This is a genomic window from Pseudonocardia sp. NPDC046786, assembly GCF_040645415.1.
Taxonomy (GTDB): Bacteria; Actinomycetota; Actinomycetes; order Mycobacteriales; family Pseudonocardiaceae; genus Pseudonocardia; species Pseudonocardia kongjuensis.
On record NZ_JBEYYF010000007.1, the window covers coordinates 13,272 to 35,327 of the forward strand.

17 protein-coding genes and 1 pseudogene are annotated in these 22,056 nt (G+C 76.1%); 7 read left to right on the plus strand and 11 right to left on the minus strand.

Going from position 1 to position 22,056, the window contains the following annotated elements; genetic code table 11:
* Nucleotides 1-26 precede the first annotated feature (26 nt).
* Together ABZ881_RS10705 and ABZ881_RS10710 are read right to left on the minus strand one after the other, a co-directional pair.
* Nucleotides 27-1,151, minus strand: a complete 1,125-nt coding sequence (locus ABZ881_RS10705; RefSeq protein ID WP_358483614.1) for an NDMA-dependent alcohol dehydrogenase — start codon at nt 1,149-1,151, stop codon at nt 27-29.
* Between the two features lie 130 nt (nt 1,152-1,281).
* Entirely contained in the window at nt 1,282-2,028 is a 747-nt protein-coding gene (locus tag ABZ881_RS10710; RefSeq protein ID WP_358483616.1) for an SDR family NAD(P)-dependent oxidoreductase, read from the minus strand.
* Between the two features lie 159 nt (nt 2,029-2,187).
* On the opposite strand from ABZ881_RS10710, the gene ABZ881_RS10715 reads away from it, so the two are divergent.
* From ABZ881_RS10715 to ABZ881_RS10730, 4 genes are read left to right on the plus strand one after another with little or no spacing between them, the layout of a single operon-like run.
* Entirely contained in the window at nt 2,188-2,361 is a 174-nt protein-coding gene (locus ABZ881_RS10715; protein ID WP_358483618.1) for a hypothetical protein, read from the plus strand.
* A gap of 31 nt (nt 2,362-2,392) precedes the next feature.
* Nucleotides 2,393-3,241 (plus strand): shikimate dehydrogenase, encoded by an 849-nt coding sequence (locus ABZ881_RS10720; RefSeq protein ID WP_358483620.1) that lies wholly within the window; start codon nt 2,393-2,395, stop codon nt 3,239-3,241.
* Nucleotides 3,242-3,284: 43 nt separating this feature from the next.
* On the plus strand, nt 3,285-3,404 hold the full coding sequence (locus ABZ881_RS10725; protein ID WP_358483621.1) for a DUF2256 domain-containing protein: 120 nt from the start codon (nt 3,285-3,287) through the stop codon (nt 3,402-3,404).
* 20 nt (nt 3,405-3,424) lie between these two features.
* On the plus strand, nt 3,425-4,225 hold the full coding sequence (locus ABZ881_RS10730; RefSeq protein ID WP_358483623.1) for a methyltransferase domain-containing protein: 801 nt from the start codon (nt 3,425-3,427) through the stop codon (nt 4,223-4,225).
* A 3-nt stretch (nt 4,226-4,228) separates the two neighbouring features.
* Here the strand turns inward: ABZ881_RS10730 and ABZ881_RS10735 are convergent, their stop codons facing one another.
* The 3 genes from ABZ881_RS10735 to ABZ881_RS10745 all read right to left on the minus strand — a co-directional run bounded on the left by ABZ881_RS10735 (nt 4,229) and on the right by ABZ881_RS10745 (nt 9,774).
* A complete protein-coding gene (locus tag ABZ881_RS10735; RefSeq protein ID WP_358483626.1) occupies nt 4,229-4,948 on the minus strand; it encodes a TetR/AcrR family transcriptional regulator C-terminal domain-containing protein in 720 nt (239 codons plus the stop codon).
* 129 nt (nt 4,949-5,077) lie between these two features.
* Entirely contained in the window at nt 5,078-6,079 is a 1,002-nt protein-coding gene (locus ABZ881_RS10740; protein WP_358483627.1) for an ABC transporter substrate-binding protein, read from the minus strand.
* Nucleotides 6,076-9,774, minus strand: a complete 3,699-nt coding sequence (locus tag ABZ881_RS10745) for an ABC transporter ATP-binding protein (protein WP_358483628.1) — start codon at nt 9,772-9,774, stop codon at nt 6,076-6,078. The genes ABZ881_RS10740 and ABZ881_RS10745 overlap by 4 nt, the downstream gene beginning before the upstream one ends.
* A 234-nt stretch (nt 9,775-10,008) precedes the next feature.
* Here ABZ881_RS10745 and ABZ881_RS10750 point away from each other — a divergent pair, with 234 nt between their 5' ends.
* On the plus strand, nt 10,009-11,736 hold the full coding sequence (locus ABZ881_RS10750) for a serine/threonine-protein kinase (protein ID WP_358483629.1): 1,728 nt from the start codon (nt 10,009-10,011) through the stop codon (nt 11,734-11,736).
* A 6-nt stretch (nt 11,737-11,742) separates the two neighbouring features.
* On the opposite strand, the gene ABZ881_RS10755 is transcribed toward ABZ881_RS10750, so the two are convergent.
* The 4 genes and pseudogenes from ABZ881_RS10755 to ABZ881_RS10770 all read right to left on the minus strand — a co-directional run bounded on the left by ABZ881_RS10755 (nt 11,743) and on the right by ABZ881_RS10770 (nt 16,959).
* On the minus strand, nt 11,743-12,324 hold the full coding sequence (locus tag ABZ881_RS10755) for a class I SAM-dependent methyltransferase (RefSeq protein ID WP_358483632.1): 582 nt from the start codon (nt 12,322-12,324) through the stop codon (nt 11,743-11,745).
* Nucleotides 12,325-13,321: 997 nt separating this feature from the next.
* Nucleotides 13,322-14,035, minus strand: a pseudogene (locus ABZ881_RS10760) (Asp/Glu racemase); the annotation flags it as partial.
* A 189-nt stretch (nt 14,036-14,224) separates the two neighbouring features.
* Entirely contained in the window at nt 14,225-14,872 is a 648-nt protein-coding gene (locus ABZ881_RS10765) for a response regulator transcription factor (RefSeq protein WP_358483634.1), read from the minus strand.
* Nucleotides 14,860-16,959, minus strand: coding sequence for a histidine kinase (locus ABZ881_RS10770; RefSeq protein ID WP_358483636.1), 2,100 nt, complete (start codon nt 16,957-16,959; stop codon nt 14,860-14,862). The genes ABZ881_RS10765 and ABZ881_RS10770 overlap by 13 nt, the downstream gene beginning before the upstream one ends.
* 154 nt (nt 16,960-17,113) lie before the next feature.
* On the opposite strand from ABZ881_RS10770, the gene ABZ881_RS10775 reads away from it, so the two are divergent.
* Complete coding sequence (locus tag ABZ881_RS10775; RefSeq protein WP_358483638.1) at nt 17,114-17,488, plus strand: hypothetical protein; 375 nt, start codon at nt 17,114-17,116, stop codon at nt 17,486-17,488.
* A 50-nt stretch (nt 17,489-17,538) separates the two neighbouring features.
* Here ABZ881_RS10775 and ilvD read toward each other — a convergent pair whose 3' ends face one another.
* The gene (ilvD, locus tag ABZ881_RS10780) at nt 17,539-19,215 is read right to left on the minus strand and encodes a dihydroxy-acid dehydratase (protein WP_358483640.1); all 1,677 of its coding nucleotides are present in this window, start codon (nt 19,213-19,215) and stop codon (nt 17,539-17,541) included.
* Between the two features lie 179 nt (nt 19,216-19,394).
* On the opposite strand from ilvD, the gene ABZ881_RS10785 reads away from it, so the two are divergent.
* A complete protein-coding gene (locus ABZ881_RS10785; protein ID WP_358483642.1) occupies nt 19,395-19,856 on the plus strand; it encodes a L,D-transpeptidase in 462 nt (153 codons plus the stop codon).
* Between the two features lie 70 nt (nt 19,857-19,926).
* On the opposite strand, the gene ABZ881_RS10790 is transcribed toward ABZ881_RS10785, so the two are convergent.
* Nucleotides 19,927-21,744 (minus strand): DEAD/DEAH box helicase, encoded by a 1,818-nt coding sequence (locus ABZ881_RS10790; protein WP_358483643.1) that lies wholly within the window; start codon nt 21,742-21,744, stop codon nt 19,927-19,929.
* Nucleotides 21,745-22,056: the final 312 nt, after the last annotated feature.

Here is a 22,056-nt window from a genome sequence, read left to right on the forward strand (position 1 = left end):
GCCCGGCGGGCGCTGGGCCGGTGGTGTCAGTAGCGGATGACGCCGCGGACGTTCTTGCCGGCGTGCATGTCCTCGTAGGCCGCGGCGACCTGGTCGAGGGTGTAGGTGGCGGTGACCAGCTCGTCGAGCTTCAGCGCACCGGCGCGGTAGAGCTCCAGCTGGCGCAGGATGTCCCAGTTCGGGTTGGACATGCCGAACATCGCGCCCTGGATCCGCTTCTGGAACAGCGTGACGTCGGCCAGCGAGACCGGCAGCGGCTCGGTCGAGTTGATGTCGCCCAGCGCCGTCACGACGACCGTGCCCGCCTTGCGGATCGAGGCCATCGCCTGTCCGACGTGGTCCGGCTTCAGCACGCCGACGGTGATGATCGCCTGGTCGGCGCCCTGCCCGTTGGTGAACTGCTTGGCCAGCTCGGTGGCCTCCTCCATGGTCTCCACGGCGTGCGTGGCACCGAGCTGCTGGGCGGACTCCCGCTTCAGCGCGACCGGGTCGACCGCGATGATGTTGGACGCCCCGGCGTGCGCGGCGCCCTGCACGGCGTTGATGCCGATGCCGCCGATGCCCATCACGATCGTGGTGTGGCCGGGCTGGACGCCGCCGGCGTTCACCGCGGAGCCCCAGCCGGTGCCGACGCCGCAGCCGACCAGGCAGGCGACCTCGAGCGGGACGTCGTCGGGCACCTTCACGCAGGAGTCCTCGGAGACCAGGGTGGTCTCGCAGAACGTGGAGATGCCGCACATCTGGCCGACCGGGGTGCCGTCCTCGGCCAGCCGCAGCCGGGTGGTGTTCTCCTCCCACCGGGTGCCGGCCAGCAGCCCGGCGCCCAGGTCGCAGAGGTTCTGCATGCCGCTGGCGCACCAGCGGCAGTGCCCGCAGGAGGGCAGGAAGGAGAAGACGACGTGGTCGCCCTCCTTGAGGCCCTTCTTGTTCGCGCCGGCCCTGGTCACGATGCCGGAGCCCTCGTGGCCGCCGGCGAACGGGTAGGTCCCGACCGGGATGTCGCCGGTGGCGATGTGGTCGTCGGAGTGACAGAGCCCCGACGCCACCATCTTCACCTCGATCTCGCCCGGGCGCGGGTCGTCGATCTCGAGATCCACGACCTCGAACTTGCCCGGTGCGCTCCGGACCACGGCCCCACGGGTGTGTGCCACTGTGCTCTCCTCCGACGTCGTCGTCGTCACTTCGGTCTCTGGTCGATGCGCACGTGACGATATGACCCGGCTCACCCGAGTGGAAGTGCCACACACCGATCGCGGGACATCGTTGGTCCGTGGAACATCCTCAGCGGGGCATCCGGCGCCACACCGGCCGCGGTAGCAGCCGCAGCACCGCGAACAGCAGCCGCAGCGTGCCGGGCACCCACACGTCGGCGTTGCCGCGCCCGCGGCGCAGGGCCGCGACGGTCGCGTCGGCGACCTGGTCGGGGGTCGACGACAGCGGGGCCGGGCTCATCCCCTCGGTCATCCGGCCGATCACGAAGCCGGGCCGGATCAGCACCAGCCGCACGCCGGAGCCGTGCAGCGCGTCGGCCAGGCCGGACGCGAAGCCGTCGAGCCCGGCCTTCGCGCTGCCGTAGACGAAGTTCGCCCGGCGCACCCGCACCCCGGCGACCGAGGAGTAGACGACCAGCGTGCCGCTCCCCTGCGCGCGCAGCACCTGCGCCAGCTCGGTCAGCAGGTGCACCTGGGCGAGATAGTCGGTGTGCACGATCGCGGCCGCGTGCGCCGCGTCGGTCTCGGCGCGGGCCTGGTCGCCGAGGATGCCGAAGGCCACCACCGCGACGTCGATCCGGCCGTGCCGGTGCCGCACCCGGTCGATCAGCGGGCGGTGCGCGGCGAGGTCGTCGGCGTCGAACTCGGCGGTCTCCACCCGGGCGCCGGCCGCCGCCACCCGGGCCGTCTCGGCGGCCAGCTCCCCCGCCCGGCGGGCGGCGAGCACCACCGTGTCCGCCTCCCGGCCGGCGAGCCGCTGCGCGACCGCCACCCCGATCTCGCTCCGACCGCCGAACACCAGCACCGTTCCGCCCACCCGGGCAGCCTCCCACCGCGGCCGGCCGGCCCGGTGCGGTGGGCTGGGTGCGCGCCCCGGCGGGACCCGGTGGCCCCGCCACCGACCGGCCCGCTCACCGGGGGCCGGCAGGTAGCCGGCCCGGCGCCGGTGACCCGGCGGAACGCCCCGGCGAACGCGGTGAGATGGGCCACGGCGGCCCGCGAGGTCCGCGACGACGTGCCGGTCGTCGTGCCGGTGCAGGACGCCGCGATCCTGCACATGCTGCGCCGCAACGCCCGGCAGTGGGCGGTCCCGCCCCGGCGGGTGACCGGCCGAACCTACTGGGCAACCGGACGAACCGGGCTGGGCTGACCCCGCGCCGGGGGGCAGGGATACTCCGGGGGTGACCACCTCCGCCCCATCCGGGCGCCGCGCCGCGGTGCTCGGCTCGCCGATCGCGCACACGCTGTCCCCCGCCCTGCACAACGCGGCCTACGCCGCGCTCGGCCTGGCGGGCTGGCACTACGACCGGTTCGAGGTCGACGAGGCCGGCCTGGCCGGGTTCGTCGCGGGGCTGGGCCCGGAGTGGGTCGGGCTGTCGCTGACCATGCCGCTCAAGCGGGTCGTGCTCGACGTCGCCGACACCGTCTCCCCCGGTGCGGCCGCGATCGGGGCGGGCAACACGCTGGTGTTCACCGACGAGGGCAGCACCGTGCACAACACCGACGTCACCGGGATCGCCGAGTCGCTGCGCGCCGCCGGGGCGGGCGCCGGGCGCGCGGTGATCCTCGGCGCGGGCGGGACCGCGCAGGCCGCGCTCGCCGGGCTGCACGACCTGGAGGTCGACGGGATCGACGTGTTGGTCCGGGACGCGGGCCGCACCGGCGACCTGCAGGCCACCGCGGCCCGGCTCGGCTCCGAGGCCCGGGTGCACGCCGTGCTCGGGGACCCGGTGGCCGCCGCGACCGTGCTGGACGGCGCCGACGTCGTCGTGTCCACGCTGCCCGCGGGCGCCGCCGACGAGCTCGCCGGGGCCCGCTGGCGGCCGGGCACCGTGCTGCTCGACGCGGTGTACGCGCCGTGGCCGACGGTGGTCGCCGCCGGTGCCGCCGCGGCCGGCGCGACGATCGTCTCCGGCCTGGAGATGCTGCTGCAGCAGGCCGTCGCGCAGGTCGAGCTGATGACCGGGCGGCCGGGGCCGGAACCGGCGATGCGGGAGGCCCTGGAGGCCGCGGTGCTGGCCCGGAGCTGACCGTCGCCGGGCGCACCGGGCGCGCCTGCCCGACGATGGCCGGGTGGAGGAGAAGAGCTGCGCGGTCTGCGGGCGGCGGATCGAGTGGCGCCGCAGGTGGGCGGACGACGTCGTCGACCCGTCGACGGCGAAGGGGCCGATCCGGATCCGCCGCGCGCGGTGATGTCGGGCAGGGTGGCCGGTATGCCGCCGCACGACACCTACACCCACGGCCATCCCGAGGTCGTCGTCCGCTCGCACGCCGCCCGCACCGCCGAGAGCTCCTGCGGGTACCTGCTGGACCATCTCGCGCCGGGCACGTCGCTGCTCGACGTCGGCTGCGGGCCGGGCAGCATCACCGCCGACCTGGCGGCGCGGGTCGCGCCCGGCCGGGTCCGCGGCGTCGAGCTGGTCCCGGAGCCGCTGGAGCAGGCCAGGGCTGCCGCCGCCGAGCGCGGCGTCACCGCCGAGTTCGCGGTCGACGACGCCTACGCGCTGTCCGAGCCGGACGACAGCTGGGACGTCGTGCACGCCCACCAGGTGCTGCAGCACGTCTCCGATCCGGTCGCGGTGCTGCGCGAGATGCGCCGGGTGGCCCGCCCCGGCGGGCTGGTCGCGGTGCGGGACGCCGACTACGCCGGCTTCCACTGGTGGCCCGCCGATCCGCTGCTGGACCGCTGGCTGGAGCTCTACCGGGCGGTCGCCCGCGGCAACGACGCCGAACCCGACGCCGGACGGCGGCTGCTCGGCTGGGCGCACGCCGCCGGGTTCACCGAGGTGGTCCCGTCGGCCGCGGTCTGGTGCTACGCCACCGCTGACGAGCGCGCCGCCTGGGGCGGGATGTGGGCGGACCGGATCCACACCGGCGTCGGGCGGATGGCCCTCGACCGCGGCCTCGCCGAGCCGGCCGAGCTGGCCGCGATCTCGGACGCCTGGCGGGCCTGGGCCGCGCACCCGGACGGCTGGTTCGTCGTCCCGCACGGCGAGCTGCTCTGCCGGGCCTGAGCCTCAGCCGATCCGGGCGCCCAACCAGAGCAGCAGCATCTCGACGTGGCTCTCGAAACGCTCGTCGGCGGTGGCCGGCGGGACGTGCGCGAGCGAACGCAGGTGCGGCAGCCCGTCATCGCTGCGAGCCGCCTGGGTGACCGGGGTCATCTCCTCCGGCGGGCCGTTGCGGGGGTCCGCCGCGGCCGCCCTGGACTCCCACTCCTCGATCTCGGCGAACCCGGCGACGGTGCCGACGACCAGGTCACAGCCGCGGGCCACGTCCGCGGGCCGGAGCCCGATCGCGAGCAGGAACCCGGCGAGCGCGTCCATGTTGCGCAGCGCGGCGTCGCGCACCTCGTCGTCCATCGGGGTGGACGCGACGATCCGCAGCAGTACCGGATGCCGCCGGTACCAGGCCCGCAGCTCGCGACAGAACCGGGCGAGCTCATCCGCCCAGCGGTCCGGGTCGTGCGGTCCGTCGGGCCATTCCCGTTCGGCGACCGCGACGGCGGCGGCGAATGCGTCGTCCCGGTCCCGGACGATCTTGTACAGCGCCCGCGGGGTCACCGCGAGCCGGTCGGCGAGCGAGCGCATGGTCACCCGGTCGGCGCCCCGGTCGGCGGCCTCGTCGAGCACGGCCCGGCCGATCCGCTCCCGGGTCAGCGTCGGCTCGCCCTTCGGTGGCCTGCCGATCCGCCGGGCGATGCCCGGTGGCGGTCCGGACGTCGGGACATCGGTCACCGGGTCACGGTAACGGTGCACCGGGCGGCCCCGGCCGGTGCCACCGCGGGCCCGCCCGCGCCGTCCGGCGACCCGCCACCGGTGCCCCACCCCGGCGGGCGCGCCGGCCCGGGCAGGTCTCGGCACGGTTCAGCCCGCCACGGCGGCCAGCGGCGCGTCGAGCTGCTCCAGCCCCCAGCGCAGGCTCAGCACCGACGGCGTCCGCAGCGCGGTCGCGGTGACCATGTCCATCGTGTGCAGCTGACCGTCCGGGGACAGGGTGGCGGCGCGGGGGTCGGCGAGCAGCGCGTCGGCGGCCGCCGGATCCGGCGCGACCACGATCACCAGGTCGGCGGCCAGCTCGGTGAGCTGCTCCGGGCCGAGTGCGACGACCCCCGAACCGGGTGCCGACTCGCTCCGCCCGGCGAGGGCGTCGGGCAGCCGCATGCCGAGCTCGCCGAGGACGACGCTCAGGAAGTCGTCGTCGGCGACCAGGGTGCCCAGCGCGGACGGCGACTGGATCACCGAGAAGCTGAACGTGCGCCCGTCGAGCCCGGGATACCGGTCGCGCAGGGCGGTGATCGCCCCGGCGGTCCCGGCGACGGCGGCGGCCGCCTCGCCGGGCCGACCGAGCGCCGCCCCGACGGCGGCGGTGCGGTCCTCCCAGCGGTCGGTGACCGGGTCGGCCAGGTGCGCCAGGACCGGTGCCCCGATCCGGGTCAGGGCATCGTGGGCCTGCGGGGTGAGTGCCGCCCCGGTGCCCAGCACGAGATCCGGGCGGGCCGCGGCGACCGCCTCGGTGTCGATCGTGAAGTCGGGTGCGCCGGGGATGCGCGTGACGTCCGGGCCGAGCCGCCCGGCGAGCCAGGGCAGGTCGCCGTCGGGTGCGTAGAACGGCGTCACCACGGCAACCGGGGTGACCCCGACGGCGAGCGCGGCGTCGGCGTCGGCGACGCTCAGCGCAACCACCCGGACCGGCTGCGCCGGGACGTCCACGACGCCGAACGCGTGCGGCACGGTCACCGGGAACCCCGGCCCGGCGGCCGGGCCGGGATCCGGCCCGGCCGCCGGTTCCGGCGCACCGCAGGCGGTCGACAGCAGGACGGTCAGCAGCAGGGCGGCCGGTGCTGCCGCGCGGATCACCCGGTTCACCGGGTACCTCCCTCGATCGTGGTCAGCGACGCCGCGGGTACGGACGCCGCGAGCAGCCGCCGGTAGACGGTGCTGCGCTCGACGAGCTCGTCGTGGGTGCCTGCGGCATCGACCCGGCCGCCGTCGAGGACCACGATGTGGTCGGCATCGCGGACCGTGGACAGCCGGTGTGCGACGACGATCACGGTGCGCCCGCGCGCCAGCCGGGACAGTGCCCGCTGGATGCGGACCTCGGTCTCGGCGTCGACCGAGGCCACCGCCTCGTCGAGCACCAGTACCGGGGCGTCCTTGAGCAGCGCGCGGGCGATCGAGAGCCGCTGGCGCTGGCCGCCGGACAGGTCGGCGCCGCCCTCGCCGATCACCGAGTCCAGGCCCGCCGGGAGCGCCTCGACGACGTCGGTGCAGTCGGCGGCGGCGAGCGCGGCGGCGATCTCGTCGTCGGTCGCCCCGGGCCGGGCCGGTGTCAGGTTCTCCCGGACGGTGCCGTGGAACAGGTAGACGTCCTGGAACACCGTGGTGACCAGCGCGGTGGTCCCGGCCGATCCGAGCTCGCGCAGGTCGGTGCCACCGATCCGGATCGAGCCCGAGTCGACGTCCCAGAACCGGGCGACCAGGTTCGCGACCGTGCTCTTGCCGGCGCCGGACGGCCCGACCAGTGCCGTGACGGTCCCGGCCGCAGCGCGCAGCGACACCCCGTGCAGGCCGCCGCCGGAGCCGTCGTAGCGGAAGCCGACGTCGTGCAGCTCCACGTCGGCGCCGGCCGGCTCCGCCGGTTCGGCCGGCTCCGGCAGCACCGGCTGCTCCCAGATCTCGGCGATCCGGCGGGCGATCTGCTGCTGGGTGCGCCGGTAGCCGGCGAGCGCCGCGATCTCGCCGAGCGGCTGGTGGAGCACCAGCGACAGCACGAGGAACAGCAGCAGCGTCCCGGAGCCGACCGTGCCCGCGGTGTGCAGCGCGGCACCGGTGACGATCAGCGCCACCAGACCCAGCTCCAGGGCGACCGAGCCGAGCGCAACCGCCGGGACGGCCCGGACCGACATCGCGACGCTGGTCCGGCGCAGCTCCTCGACCGCGTCCCGGTACCGCAGCGCGACCGCCGAGCCCGGGTGGGCGCGCAGCACCGCGGTGCCGCGCACGTGATCGAGCAACCGGCTGGTGGCCACCGACCGGGCCTCCCCGACCGGCCCCATGACCTGCCGGTACACCCGGTCCGACAGCACCGTGCAGGCCACGAACAGCGGCACCCCGGCGAGCGTCGCGAGCGCCAGGCGCCAGTCCACCAGCAGCAGCACGACGGTCGCGTACAGCGGCGTGATCACCGCCCCGGCGATCTGCTGCGGGGTGTTCTGGAAGTCCAGCATCACGGTGTCGTTGGCGACGGTGGTGGTGATCCGGCCGTTGTCGAGCCGGCTCAGCGTGCCCAGCGGCACCGACCGCAGCCGGTCCAGCATGGACAGCTGCAGATCGACCTTGGCCCGGGTGGCGATCCGCCAGACGAGCTGGTTCGCCGCGTTGTTGGCGAGCAGCCGGACCGCCAGCAGCAGCACCAGCGCCGCCGACACCGCGGCCACCGTGCCCGTCGTCAGCGTGCCCTGCACCGCTGCCAGCAGCACCAGGTAGACCGCCACGACCGGCGCCCCGCGGAACAGGCCCTCCAGCAGCAGCCGGCCGGAGCCCGGGCCGCGCAGCCGGGGCCACCAGCGGCCGAGCAACGCCACCCACTGGCGCGGGAACGACAGCCCGGCCAGTCCGGGGCGGACGATGCCGGCCACCGCCGACGACCAGGCGCGGCCGTCGGGGTCGCCGGAGTTCAGCGGTGCGGGTACCGCCCTCCCGGCCGTCACGACAGGCCCGGCCGCACCCCCCGGCGCAGCCGCACCCCCCGGCGCAGGCATGTCGCCCGGCCCCGGCACGCCACCCGGCCCCGCCGCGCCATCCGGTCCGACCGGGTCGCCGCCGGGGCCGGCCCCCGCCGCGTCCAGCCGCCAGCCCGCGCCGTCGGTGTAGGCGGTCCAGAGCGCCCGGTACCGCGGCGAGCTCCCGACGAGCTCGGCGTGCGGCCCGGCGGCGACGATCCGGCCGCCGTCCACCACGACGACCGTGTCGGCGTCGATCACGGTCTGCAGCCGGTGCGCGACCACCAGGACGGTCCGTCCGCGGGCCAGCTCGCGCACCGCGGCGACCGTCGCGCGCTCGTTCTCGGCGTCCAGGAACGCGGTCGCCTCGTCGAGCACCACCACCGGTGACGCCTTCAGCAGCGCGCGGGCCACCGAGATCCGCTGCCGCTGGCCGCCGGAGAGCCGTACCCCGCCGGATCCCGGTGCGGTGTCCCAGCCCTGCGGCAGCGCATCGGCGAACTCGTCGACCCGGGCCGCCCGGCCGGCCGCGCGGACCTCGTCGTCGGTGGCGTCCGGGCGGCCGATCCGGATGTTCTCCAGCACCGAGGCGTCGAAGACGTGATCGTCCTGGCCGACCACGGACACGATCCGGGCCAGCTCGTCGGGCGCGATCTCCCGGACGTCGACGCCACCGATCCGCACGGCTCCCGCGGTGACGTCGGCGAACCGGGCGACCAGCCGCGCCAGTGTGGACTTCCCGGCGCCGGTCGGGCCGACCAGCGCGGTGACCCGGCCGGCCGGCACCAGCAGGTCGACGTCGGACAGCACCGGCCGGTCCGGGTGGTAGCCGAAGGTGACGCCGTCCAGCTCGACATCCGGGCCGTCCGGGCCGGAGCGCGGGCTGCGCGGCCGGTCCGGGGCGGGCAGCTCGGGCTCCGCCAGCAGCGCGCCGATCCCGGCCGTCGCCATCTGCACCCGGTAGCCCAGGGTGGCCAGCGTGCCGACGAAGGCGATCAGCGGCGTGGCGTAGCCCAGGCCGATGAGCAGGAACAGGGCCAGCGTGGCGAGATCGACCCGGCCCTCGACGAAGCCGGTCCCGGCCACCGGGAGCAGCAGCGCGACCGGCAGGCCGGTCGCCACCATCAGCGCCGACGCCAGCCAGCGGACCGGGCTGCGCAGCGGTGCGTCACCGGCGTGCACCGCACGGTCCAGCGCGCCGGTCAGCCGGTCGTCGCCGTCGACCCGGCGGAACGCCCGCACCACCTTCATCCCGTCCAGGAACCCGACGACCGTGCGGTTGAGCTCGGTCAGCGAGGCCATCTGCTCGGCGCCGGACCGGCGCGCCAGTGCCGAGGCGATCCCGCCGACCAGCAGCAGCAGGACCAGCGCCAGGAACGCGAGCAGGCCGAGCCGCCAGTCCACCGCGAGCAGCAGGGCGGTGGTCGCGACCGGCACCGCGGCGGCCGCCGCCACGTCGGGCACCCCGTGCGCGAGCGCCTCCTCCAGCTGCTCGACGTCGTCGTGCAGGATCTTCTTCAGCTCTCCCGACGGCCGGGCGGTCGCCCGGGCCAGTGGGATCCGGTCCAGCCGGGCCACCAGCGCCAGCCGCAGGTCGGCCAGCGCGCCGTAGGCCGCGAGGTGCGCGACGTGCCCGGACAGCGCTCCCGCGGCCGCCTTCACCAGCAGCGCGGCCGCGGTCGCACCGGCGATCGCGAGCACCCGCCCGGAATCCGGGGGGTCCCCGCTGAACAGCTCGACGGCGACCAGGTGGACCGCGACGTACGGGGCGAGGCCGGCGGCGGCGGACACGACGGCGAGCGCCGCGGACAGGATCAGCGCCGTGCGCCGCCTGCGCACCACGGCACCGACCGACGGAGGCGATGCAGGTCCGGCTGCCGGTACTGCTCGCGGCGCGGCCGCCGGTGGTGATCCGGTTGTCATGTGGCCACTGTCGACGGCGATCCGGATAAAGTCAACCAGTGTGTACTTAGTTAGCCGGCCGTCCTGCCGATTCAAGAACCTTGTGGAACCGGCCCGGCCGCGCGGCCCGCCTGGTATGAACGCTTCGTCCGAACAGCAGCTGGGGGGCTCATGGATGTCGGCGATCTGCCGGTGGGCGCGGACTTCGGTGACTTCGAGATCCGCGGACGGCTCGGGGCCGGCGGGATGGGTGTCGTCTTCCGGGCCTACGACCGGCGGCACGGCGGCGAGGTCGCGCTGAAGGTGCTGCCCGCGCACCTGGCGACCGACCGGGTCACCGTCGAGCGGTTCCGGCGCGAGGCCCGGGCGGCGTTCGAGCTGCGTGACCCGCACGTCGTCCCGGTGCACGGCTACGGCGAGGTCGACGGCCGGCTGTACCTGTCGATGCGCCTGATCGACGGCGAGGACCTCGCCCGGCTGCTGTCCCGCAAGGCCCCGCTGCCCCCGGCGCGGGCGGCCGGGATCGTGCGGCAGGCCGCGCACGCGCTGGACGCGGCGCACACCGCGGGCATGGTGCACCGCGACGTCAAACCGGCGAACCTGCTCGTCGTCGAGGCCCGGGACGACTTCACCTATCTCGTCGACTTCGGGATCGCCCGCGCCGTCGGACCGGACCCGGACACCGCGCTCACCGCCACCGGCGCCACCGTCGGGACGCTCGGCTATCTCGCCCCGGAACGCCTCTCCGACTCCCTCGGCCCGGTCGACGGCCGGGCCGACGTCTACTCGCTGGCCTGCGTGCTCGTCGAGATGCTGACCGGGCGGCCGCCGTTCCCCGGGTCGGAGCCGGCGACCGTGCTCTCCGCGCACCTGATGACGCCGCCGCCGCGGGTCACCGCGCTGCGGCCCGAGCTCGATCCCGGGTGGGACGACATCGTCGCCCGCGGGATGGCGAAGGCACCCGACGAGCGGTACCCGACCGCGGGGGCGCTCGCCGCCGCGGTGACCCGGCTGGCCGGGAGCGCACCGCGGACGACCCGGGCGCAGAACCTGGGCGAGGTCCCCGCAGGCCCGGCCGCCGGCGGCGCACCCACGCCCGGCCACGCCGCCGCCGATCACGCTGCCGCCGGTCATCCTGCCCCCGGTGCACCCGCGGCAGGCCACCCCGCACCCGATGCCCCCGGGGGCGCTGCCGCCGGTGCCGGCCACCCCCCAGCCGGAGTACCCGCAGCGGGCCACCCCGCGCCCGCGCACCCCGGCACCGCGGCCCGGCCCGGCCCGACCTGGATCCTCCCCGACCACGACACCCCCGCACCGGCGCCACCGAACCGTCCCCGCGGCCTGGTCCTGGCGATCGGCGCCGCCCTGGTCGCCGCGGCCGTGCTGGTCGGCCTGGTCTGGGCGGTGCTGCCCGATCGCGGGCCCGGCGGCGACGGCGACCCCGCGATCGCGGTGCCGACCCTGGACCCGGATCCGACGCCGGCCGGCACGCCGGGGCCACTGCAGCCGGCCGGCTCGGGGACCACCACGGCACCGCCGGCCGCGACGATCGATCCGGCCGCGGACGACGGCGACCTGGGGCTGGCCCGGCCGGTGACCCGCCTCGGCTGCACCGGCGCCGACGTGGTGATCGTCGGTGCCGGCGTCGATCCGCTTCGCTACCCGCAGGACGTGCAGGAGCACCTCGACCGTCATCCCGGCTCGAACTACCTGCGGGCGCTGGGCAGCTGCACCTCGTTCCGCCCGCGCACCCCGACTGGTGAGCTGATCTACGTCGTGTACCTCGGCCCGTTCACCGACCGCGGCCGGGCGTGCGAGGCGCTGGCCGGGGCCGGCGGGGACTCCTACATCCAGCCGCTCGGCGTCGCCCCGCTGCAGCCGGGCAGCCCTGGCTGCTGATCCGGCTCAGCGCAGCCGGTGCAGCGCGACGACGTAGTCACCGCCCCGGTAGGGCGCCCGGCCCCAGGTGGCCCAGCGCAGCTCCGGCACGAGGCCCGCCGCGGCGCACCAGGCGTCGTACTCGTCGACGGTGGGCCAGCCCGGCCGCAGGGTGAACCCGGCGAGCAGCAGACCACCGGACCGCAGGTGCCGGGCGCAGCCGCCGACGACGCCGGCCCGGTCACCCGCGTAGGGGATCACGTTGCCCGCCAGCACCACCAGCCCGAACCGATCGGGCAGGTCGAGATCCTCCAGTCCGACCGGCTCCCAGCGCAGGCCGGGCGCCTTGGCGCGGGCGGCGGCGATCATGTCCGGATCGGGATCGACGCCGGTCACCGGGATGCCGCGCCGGTCCAGCTCGATCGCGACCCGGCCGGTGCCGCAGCCGCCGTCGAGCACGGCACCGCCCTCCAGCAGGGCCTGCACCAGGCTGGCCTCGCCGTGCGGGTCATGGCCGGCCTCGGCCATCGCCGCCCAGCGGGCGTCGTAGGTGTCCAGGTCGACCCGGTCCCGCCAGGACGACCAGTCGTCGGGAAGCTCGGTCGGCACGCCGGCGAGCCTAGTGCCACACGGTGACCGGCGCCCCGAGCCTGCGGCGCAGCCATCCGGCCAGGCCGTGGCCGCGGTAGAGCGGGTGCACCAGGACGACCGGCTCCGGCGCGGGGCCGTCGGCGTCCAGCAGCGAGCCGGCCGCGACGAGCGTGCCGTCCGCGGTGCGCACCAGCAGGCAGATCCCGCCGGGCGGGGCCAGCACCGAGCGCAGATCGGCGGCCGTCCACTCGTCGACCGCCGGGCCGCCGTCCGGCAGCCCGGCCAGGCAGGTGCGCAGCAGGACGTCCAGCTCGATCGTCTCGTCGCCGGCCGCGGGCAGCGCGGTCAGTTCCTCGCCGCCGGGCAGCAGGACGTCGTGCCCGGCCCGGACCGGCTGCGCGGTGGCGGCCCGCAGGAACGCCTCGGCCCGCGCCCGTTCGGTGACGGTGAACGGTGCCCACGACCGGCGGGCGATCAGCCGGCCGCCGTGCGGGGACGGCAGAACCAGGACGTGCCCGTCGGCGGGCTCCGTCCCGTCGGGCCCGTCCGGCCCGGCCGCCACGTCGTCGGCGTGCAGCAGCTCGCCGAGCCCACGGGCCACGTCGCCCGCCGTGCGGCTGCGGGTGAGCAGGTCCAGCGCCCGGGTCGGCGGGTCGACCAGCTCGTGCGGGTCGGCGACGACGACCTGCACCGCGTCCGGCCCGGCCGCGCGGAGCCTGCGCCGGATCACCCGGGACAGCCGGGCCGCGCTCATCCGGCCGCCGACCAGCATCTCGTCGACGACCGAGCGGGAGTCCCTGCCGTGCACCGACAGCGCCAGGATGTTGCCGTCTACCTCGGCGACGGCGGCGGTCAGCCGGGCCAGCGCGCCGGACTCGTCGGGCAGCCGGACCCGCACCTTGTAGAGCGCCGGAAGCCCGTCGTCGCCGGAGCCGCGGACCGACGGCACCGCGGCCAGGTCGGTGCTCGCCTCGTGTACCACCCGCAGCACGGCCCGGTCCCCCGGCGCCCGGCACTCGACGAGCGCCTGGCCGGGCCCGACGGCCGAGCGGCCGACCGCACCCAGCGCCGCCCACATGGTGACCTGGTTCGCGGTCAGCACCGGCTTGCCGAGCTCGGCCTCCAGCCCGGCGATGACGTCGTAGGTGGGCAGGTTCGTGCAGGACACGAACACCGCCTCGGCGTCCGGGTGGTCGGCCGCGCGGACCGCGCGCACCACCTGGTCCGGCCGCACGTCCCAGATCCGGCCGAGCAGGCCCAGGCCGTACCGGGCGACCGTGCCGATCCCGTGCGCGGCGAGGAACGCCTCCAGCTTGGCGGTGAGGTCGTCGATGTAGGGGGTGGCCAGCGCGAGCCGGTCGACGCCGAGCGCGGCGCAGGCGGCGACCAGTGCACCGGCGGTGGTGACCGCCCGCGGGGCACCCGCGTCGCGGATGACCCCGCGCAGCGCCCGCTCGCCGTCGGCGCCCGCGACGAAGCTCCCCGACGTGCAGGAGTACGCGACGACGCCCGGTTCCGGGACCAGCACGTCGCGCACCGCCTGCCGGACGGTCTCCGGTGCCGAGATCAGCAGTGCCTGCCCGGCGTCGGCCGGGGTGGCCGCGTACGGGGTCCGGGTGACGTGCAGCGAGGTCGGCGCCGGGACCCACCGCCACATCTCGCGGTCCTGCGCGAAGTCGTAGGGCACGACGACGCCGATGCCCGCCTCCGGGAACTCACGATCACCCATCACGGCCTCCACACGCACACGATCGACGGCCGCCGTTTCCGCGGGGGGTCACGGCGGTTACACGGGGGTCAGGACGCCCGCCGGAGGCCGTGGGTTCCGTCTCCGCGCCGCGGATCCGTGCGCAGGAGAGGTGTGCTGCCCGTTCTCGATCGTCCTGCCGCCGAGTGTGCCATCCGCTGCGGGGCGGCGTCAGCCGGATCCGGCGTCGATGTGCGCCAGCACGGCGAGCACCCGGATGTGGTCGTCGTCGGACGCGGCCAGCCCGAGCTTGCCGATGATCGAACCGGTGTGCGTCTCCACGGTCCGCTCGGTCAGGTGCAGCCGCCGCGCGATGCCGCGGTTCGTCCGCCCCTCGGCCATCAGCGCCAGCACCTCCCGTTCCCGCGGGGTCAGCGCACCCAGGCGGTCGCTGTCCCGGCGCCGCCCGATCAGCCGGGCGACGACCTCCGGGTCCAGCGCCGAGCCACCGGCCGCCACCCGGGCGAGCGCGTCGAGGAAGTCGCCGACGTCGAGCACCCGGTCCTTGAGCAGGTAGCCGAACGCCCCGGTGCTCACCAGCTCCACCGAGTGCCGGGACTCCACGTGCTGGGACAGCAGCACGATCGGCTGGGCCGGCCGGGCGACCCGGATCTCCCGGGCCGCCCGGGCGCCGTCGTCGGCGTGCTCCGGCGGCATCCGGATGTCGATCACGGCCAGGTCCGGGCCGTGCCCGAGGACGGCGGCGACGGTCGCGGGCGCGTCGGCGGCCGTCGCGACGATCTCGTGCCCGTCGTCGGCCAGGATCCGGGCCAGGCCCTCCCGGAACAGCGCCGAGTCCTCCCCGATCACGATCCGCACGGCAGCTCCGCGTGCACCTCGGTCCCGGAGCCGTCGCTGCGCACCCGCAGGACGCCCCCGGCGGCCGCGACCCGGTCGGCGAGACCGTGCAGCCCGTGGCCGGGCCGGACGGTCGCGCCGCCACGGCCCCCGTCCCGGACCCGGACCCGGAGCGTCCCGCCGGACCGCGACGCGACCACCTCGACCCGGTCGGCGTCCGCGTGCCGGACGGCGTTGGTCAGCGCCTCCCCCACCACGTAGTACGCGGTCAGCGCGATCCCGTCGGGCACGTCCAGCCAGTCCGGGTCCGGCCCGGCCGGCACCAGCCGGGCCGGTTCCGGCGGCGCCGCGCCCGGTCCGGTGGCCACCGGGACCGGGTCCGCGGCCACCGGGGCCGGGTCCGGCCGGACGGATCCGTCGGTCACCTCCAGCCGGACCGGCACCGGCAGGTTCGCGGTCAGCCCGCGCAGCGCCGCGGGCAGGCCGTCGTCGAGCCCGGAGGGGCGCAGCCCGTGCGCGATCCGGCGCAGCTCGGCGACCGCGGTGCCGATCTCGGCCACCGCCGCGTCGAGGACGCCGTCCACGTCGGTCCCGGCCGGATCGTCCGCGACCCGGCGCTGCGCGAGCCGCAGCGTCATGCCGAGCGAGACCAGCCGCTGCTGCGCACCGTCGTGCAGGTCCCGTTCCAGCCGCCGCCGCTCGGTGTCGCCGACCTCCAGCAGCCGGGCCCGGCCCGCCTCCGCCTCGGCCTGCGCCAGCCGCGCCTCCTGGCGCAGGCAGACGACCTCGACCAGCAGTGCCGCGGCGGCGGCGATCTCGCGCAGCAGCGGGCGCGACCCGGCCGCGCCGGCGAGCACGCCGACCCGCCGCCCGTCCCGGACGACCGGCACCGCGGTCCGGTCCGCGACGGCCGGCAGCGGCCGCCCGTCGGCGTCGACCAGTGCGTCGGCGTCGTCCCCGGGGGGGCGGTAGCCGACCAGCAGGCCCGGGTCGCCGAGCGCGGCCCGCAGCCGGTCCTGCAGCTGCTCGGGCCGGGCGCTGCCGTCCCGGCTGGCGCCGGTGAGCTCGGTGACCGCGTCCAGCGCGGCCCGCCGGGCCGGGTCGATCCGGGCATCGATCCGGCGGCGCAGGCGGACCCGCAGCGGGGCCAGCGCGGCCGCGCAGATCGCGGTCGCGGCGGCCGCGGCCGGTGCCGATCCCTGGCCGAACGCCGCGCCCGCCGCGAACGCGGTCAGGCTGTAGACCGCGAGCAGGCAGGCCGCCAGCGCGGACCAGGTCAGGGTGGCCGCGTAGGCGCGGTCGACGTCGTAGAGGCCGTGCCGCAGGATGGCGACCGCGGTCGCCGCCGGGATCGCCAGGTAGGTGCCGAGCAGACTGACCACGACCAGGTCGGGGCCGTCGAACAGCAGGTAGCTCGCCCAGCACAGCAGCAGCGTCGCGGGCAGCCACAGCCCGGCCAGGATCAGCCAGCGCAACCGGGCCCGCAGCACCGGATCGGTGCTGCGCCGGCGCCGGACCACCGGCGCGGCCGCGGCGGCGCCGAGCAGCGGGAGCAGGCACAGCACGAGCACCAGCGCCACCGGGCCGGTCCAGCCCGGCCCGGTGCCCAGGGGGTGCGGGAAGTCCGGCACCGGGTCCCGGTAGGACCCGGGCGCCCAGGCGGTCAGCACGGCCGCCAGCGGCGGCACGGCGACCAGCCCCGCCGCGACCGGCCACCATCGCCTGCCCGGCAGCCTGCCATCCGGAAATACCAGCGCGAGCAGCGCGAACGGGACGAAGAAAAGCATCCAGCTCAGCTGCAGCAGCAGCGGCACCACCCACCACGCGCCTGCCGGCGGGGAACCCGCGGCGACCGCGGCGAGATAGCGGTCGGCGGCGCCGTTCGCCGCGGCGCCCGCACCGGCCAGTGCGAGCAGCGGCCCGACGACGAGCCGGGGGCGGCGCGCGGCGACCAGCAGGCCGAGCGCGACCGGGACCAGCGCGGGCAGCGCGGTGAGCAGGGCGACCGCGACCGGGGCGCCGGAGCGGTCGGCGAGCAGCGCGTCGGCCGCGACGAGCGCCCCGAAGGCCCCCGCGAGCAGCAGGGTCAGGGCGCGCGGCCACGGCATCGTCGCAGCGTAGGGCGGTCGCGGCCGGCGTGGTATCCGTGCCGGCACGGAGGCCGGGCTCCGCGGTCACCACGATGTGCGCGGCCCCGGCCGGACGTGATCCTCGACGACGCCGGGACCCGCCCGGCGTCCCCCATCCCGTCGGAGGTCCGTCATGCATTCGAACCGTGTCGTCACCGGGGCCGTCCTGCTCGCCGTCGTCGGCGGCGTGCTCGGCCTGGCCGGCAACCTGGTCCTGCCGCCGCCGCCCACCGCACCCGCCTTCGCCTGGTACCTCGGCCCGGCCGTCGGCGTGCTCACCCTGGCCGGGCTGGCGCTGTGGTGGTGGCGCGGCAGCCGGGCCGCACTGTGGACGGTGGTCGTGGTCAACGCGGTGACCGCGGTGCTGCCGGTGCTCGACCTGTCGAGCATGGCCGCCCCGCTCGCGACGGCCGTGGTGATCGCGCTGGTCGTGACGGTGGTGGCGATCGCCCTGGTCGCCCCGGCGCTGCACCGGCCGCGGTCCACCCGCGTCACCGGGGCCGTGTGACCGGCCGGTCGCGCGCCACCCGGGCCGCGGCCCCGGCCCCTACCCCGAGCTCAGCCGCAGACCGCGCCGTCCGCCGCGGACGAGACGAGCTTCGCGTACTTCCCGAGGACACCGCGCCGGTTCGTCGGCTCCGGCCGCACCCACCCGGCCCGGCGGCGGTCCAGCTCGGCGGCGTCCACGCCGATGTCCAGGGTCCGGGCGGCCATGTCGAGGGTGATCGGGTCGCCGTCGCGGACCAGCGCGATCGGCCCGCCGTCGGCGGCCTCCGGCGCCACGTGCCCGACGCACAGCCCGGTGGTGGCGCCGGAGAACCGGCCGTCGGTCACCAGCAGCACGTCCTTCCCGAGCCCGGCACCCTTGATCCGCCCGGTGACGGCCAGCATCTCGCGCATCCCGGGCCCGCCGCGCGGCCCCTCGTAGCGGATCAGCACGATGGTGCCCGGGCCGATCTCGCCGGCGTCGACGGCGTCCAGCGCGCCCTGCTCGCCGTCGAAGACCCGGGCGGTGCCGGTGAAGGTGGTGGCGTCGAACCCGGCGGACTTGACGACGGCGCCGCCGGGGGCCAGCGACCCGCGCAGGATCGTGATGCCGCCGGTCGGGTGGATCGGGTCCGCCAGGTCGTGGATGACCGAGCCGTCCAGGCCGGGCGGGTCGATCTCGGCCAGATTCTCGGCGACGGTCCGGCCGGTGACGGTGAGCGCGTCGCCGTGCAGCAGCCCGGCGTCGAGCAGCGCCTTCATCACCACCGGGATGCCGCCGACCCGGTCGACGGCGTACATCAGGTGCTGCCCGAACGGCTTGACGTCGGCCAGGTGCGGCACCCGGTCGCCGACCGTGTTGAAGTCGTCCAGGCCGAGATCGATCTCGGCCTCCCTGGCGATCGCGAGCAGGTGCAGCACCGCGTTCGTCGAGCCGCCGAACGCCATGACGACGGCGATCGCGTTCTCGAACGCCTCCCGGGTGAGCACGTCGCGCGCGGTGATCCCGTTCTCGATCATCCCGACGATCGCCTCGCCGGACGCCCTGGCGACGCCGTCCCGGCGCCGGTCGACGGCGGGCGGGCTGGCCGATCCGGGCAGCGCCATGCCGAGCGCCTCGGCGGCGGCGGCCATCGTGTTCGCGGTGTAGAAGCCGCCACAGGCGCCCTCCCCCGGGCACATCGCGCGCTCCAGCACGTCGACCTCCTCGGGCGTGATCAGGCCGCGCGAGCAGGCGCCGATGGCCTCGAAGGCGTCGCCGATGTTGACCTCGCGGTCGCCGACCCGGCCAGGCATGATCGATCCGGCGTAGACGAACACGCCGGCCAGGTCCAGCCGCGCCGCGGCCATCAGCATGCCGGGCAGCGACTTGTCGCAGCCGGCCAGCAGCACCGTGCCGTCGAGCCGCTCGGCCTGCACGACGGTCTCCACCGAGTCGGCGATGATCTCCCGGCTGACCAGCGAGTAGTGCATGCCGACGTGGCCCATCGAGATCGCGTCGGACACCGAGATCGTGCCGAACTCCAGCGGGTAGCCGCCACCGGCGTGCACGCCCTCCTTGGCCGCGGTCGCGAGCCGCTGCAGCGACAGGTTGCACGGGGTGATCTCGTTCCACGACGACGCGATCCCGACCTGCGGTTTGGCGAAGTCGTCGTCGCGCATGCCGACGGCGCGCAGCATGCTCCGGGCCGCGGTGGCGCCGATGCCGTCGGTGACCTGATGGCTGCGCGGCTTGCGGGTGGTGGTCATGCGCCTGCCTCCTGAGCTGATCGGCGTCCGGGACCGCCCGATCCTCCCCCAGATCGGTCCCGCGGGCCGTCCGCACGGCGCAGCCGGTAGCCCGATCGGACGTAACCGTTGCAGGACGTGATCGTTGATCACCGCAAGTAGCCCTGCAGCATCCCCGAGAGAGGACCCCCGCGACCGCCATGACGCACATCTCCCGCCGCCGCGCACTCACCGTGGCCGCCGCCGCACTCGCCGTCGGACTCGGCGCGGCGGGAACGGCGGTCGCGCTACCGGGTACGGACCTGGTGCCGGGCACGCCGTGCTCGGTCACCGCCCGGGCCTGCGTCGACCTGGCGACCGACCGGGCCTGGCTGATCGACGGCGGCGAGATCTCCTACGGCCCGGTCCCGGTCAGCCACGGCGGCGCGGGCACGGAGACGCCGACCGGCGACTTCGGCGTGCAGCGCAAGGCGCGCGACCACCGCTCGGTCGAGTTCGACGGCGCGAAGATGCCGTGGTCGGTGTTCTTCGCGCCGAACGGCATCGCGTTCCACGAGGGCGACCAGGACACGTCGTCGGCCGGCTGCGTGCGGCTCGAACGGGCCGACGCGGTGAAGTTCTTCCACGAGCTGGACGTCTACGACCGGGTCGAGGTGCGCTGACCGCGGCCACCCCCGCAACGCCGAAGGGCCCTGCGACCGGATCGGTCGCAGGGCCCTTCTCGTGGCCGGATCAGGCGCCGGCGCCGTCCCGGTCCCGGCGGACGTTCGCCTTGCGCCCCTTGAGGGTGGTCGCGCCGCGCAGCGAGCGCAGCACGTCCTCGGCGGCGTGCTCGGGTACCTCGACCAGCGCGTGCCGCTCGTGGATCTGGATGGCGCCGATGTCCCGGCCGGAGAGCCGGGACTCGTTCGCCAGCGCGCCCACGATGTCCTGCGGTCGCACGCCGGAGGCGCGGCCCGCGGAGACGAACAGCCGGGTGGTGCCGGCCTTCGGCGGGCGGGCGCCCTGGCCGCGCGCGCCGCCGGGGCGGCCGTCCCGGCGCGGGCCGCGGGTGTCCGGGCCACGCTCACGCCCGCCGCGGGAGCGGACCTCCGGGATCTCGATCTCGTCGTCTGGCACCGAGGTGTCGGCCCGGGCCAGCCGGATCGCCGCGGCGGCGATCGAGGCCAGGTCGTGGTCGCGGGCCAGGTCGAGGACCAGCTCGTCGACACCGTCCACCGACGACTCGCCGGCGGATTCGTCGGCACCGACCTGGTCACGCAGCGCCAGCGCGGTGCGGGCCAGCCGCACGGTGCGCAGGTCGTGCGGGGTCGGCACCGGGGCCGACGGCACCGGGGCGCCGATCAGCCGCTCGATGTTGCGCAGGTGCCGGACCGAGCCCGGAGTGACCAGGGTGATCGCGACGCCCTCGCGCCCGGCCCGGCCGACCCGGCCGATCCGGTGCACGTAGGACTCCGGCGAGGACGGCACGTCGTGGTTGACGACGTGGGTCAGCGAGTCGATGTCCAGGCCGCGGGCCGCGACGTCGGTCGCCACCAGCAGCTCGGTGCGACCGGCACGCAGCCGCTCGACGACCCGGGTGCGGTGTTCCTGGTCCATGCCGCCGTGCAGCGCCTCGGCCCGCAGGCCGCGGGAGGTCAGCGTCTCGGTGACGGCGTCGACGTCGGCGCGGGTGCGGCAGAACACGATCGCCGCGGTCGGCTGCTCCATCTCGAGCACCCGGCCCAGCGCGACGGTGACGTGGCTGCGCGGCACGTGGTAGGCGGTCTGCCGAACCTTCGGGGCCTCCCCCTCGGGGGTGGCCTCCTTCTTGATCCGGATGTCGGCCGGGTCGCTCAGGTGGGTCCGGGCCAGGCTCTGGATCCGGCCGGGCATGGTCGCCGAGAACAGGACGGTCTGCCGGCCACGGGGGGTGGCACCGAGGATCGTCTCGATGTCCTCGACGAAGCCCATGTCGAGCATCTCGTCGGCCTCGTCCAGGACGGCGACCTCGATCGCGTCCAGCGCCAGCGCGCCACGGTTGATCAGGTCGATCGCCCGGCCCGGGGTGGCGACGACGACGTCGACGCCGCGCCGCAGCCTGCCCAGCTGCGGGCCGATCGGTGCGCCGCCGTAGACGGTGGCGACGGTCGCGCCCAACCCGGCGCCGTACTTCGCGATCGCCTCGCCGACCTGCATCGCGAGCTCGCGGGTCGGGGCGAGCACCAGGCCGAACGGCTTGGCGCCGCGGTCGCGGGACGCCCGGCCGTCGGCGAGGCGCTGCAGCATCGGCAGCGCGAACGCCGCGGTCTTGCCGGTGCCGGTGGCGGCCTGCCCGAGCAGGTCGCGGCCGGCGATCAGCGGGCCGATCGCCGCGGCCTGGATCGGGCTCGGTGTCTCGTAGCCCAGCCCGTCCAGTGCGGACACCAGCTGCGCCGCCAGGCCCAGCTCGGCGAACGTCGGCGTGGCGTCCGACTCGGGGGTCTGCTCGGGGGTGTGCTCGGAAATGCCGTCGTCCATCGTGTTCTCGGTGGCGTCGGCGTAGGGGGGCTGTTCCAGCAGGGTGTTCACTCGGTCCTCAAGGCTCGCGCATGGGGATGCGCACGTGTCGTCGGGCGGATCTCGCCCGCTCCCAGCCCGCCAGGCCCGCGCGCGACACTCGTTGTGCCGGTGAACCCAGACCTCCGGGGCTCGCGGCCACCGTCGTACCCGGCGGCCGTCAGATGTCCATTCTTCCACGTCCTGTCGGTTCCCGTACGGCGGGTCCGACGTGACCGAGGCCACCGATATCGCAGGTCACGCTCTCGTACGGTTCCGGCCGGTGATCGACACCCCGGAACCCCCGACCCCCTCCTCTGAATCGCAACGTTCTTGACACCCATC

What these genes read in the sequence shown, in the direction of transcription:
- ABZ881_RS10730 (WP_358483623.1), top strand. Translation starts at nt 3,425, where the DNA reads ATGCCGCCGCACGACACCTACACCCACGGCCATCCCGAGGTCGTCGTC.
- ABZ881_RS10750 (WP_358483629.1), top strand. Translation starts at nt 10,009, where the DNA reads ATGGATGTCGGCGATCTGCCGGTGGGCGCGGACTTCGGTGACTTCGAG.
- ABZ881_RS10770 (WP_358483636.1), bottom strand. Translation starts at nt 16,959, where the DNA reads ATGCCGTGGCCGCGCGCCCTGACCCTGCTGCTCGCGGGGGCCTTCGGG.
- ABZ881_RS10775 (WP_358483638.1), top strand. Translation starts at nt 17,114, where the DNA reads ATGCATTCGAACCGTGTCGTCACCGGGGCCGTCCTGCTCGCCGTCGTC.
- ilvD (WP_358483640.1), bottom strand. Translation starts at nt 19,215, where the DNA reads ATGACCACCACCCGCAAGCCGCGCAGCCATCAGGTCACCGACGGCATC.
- ABZ881_RS10785 (WP_358483642.1), top strand. Translation starts at nt 19,395, where the DNA reads ATGACGCACATCTCCCGCCGCCGCGCACTCACCGTGGCCGCCGCCGCA.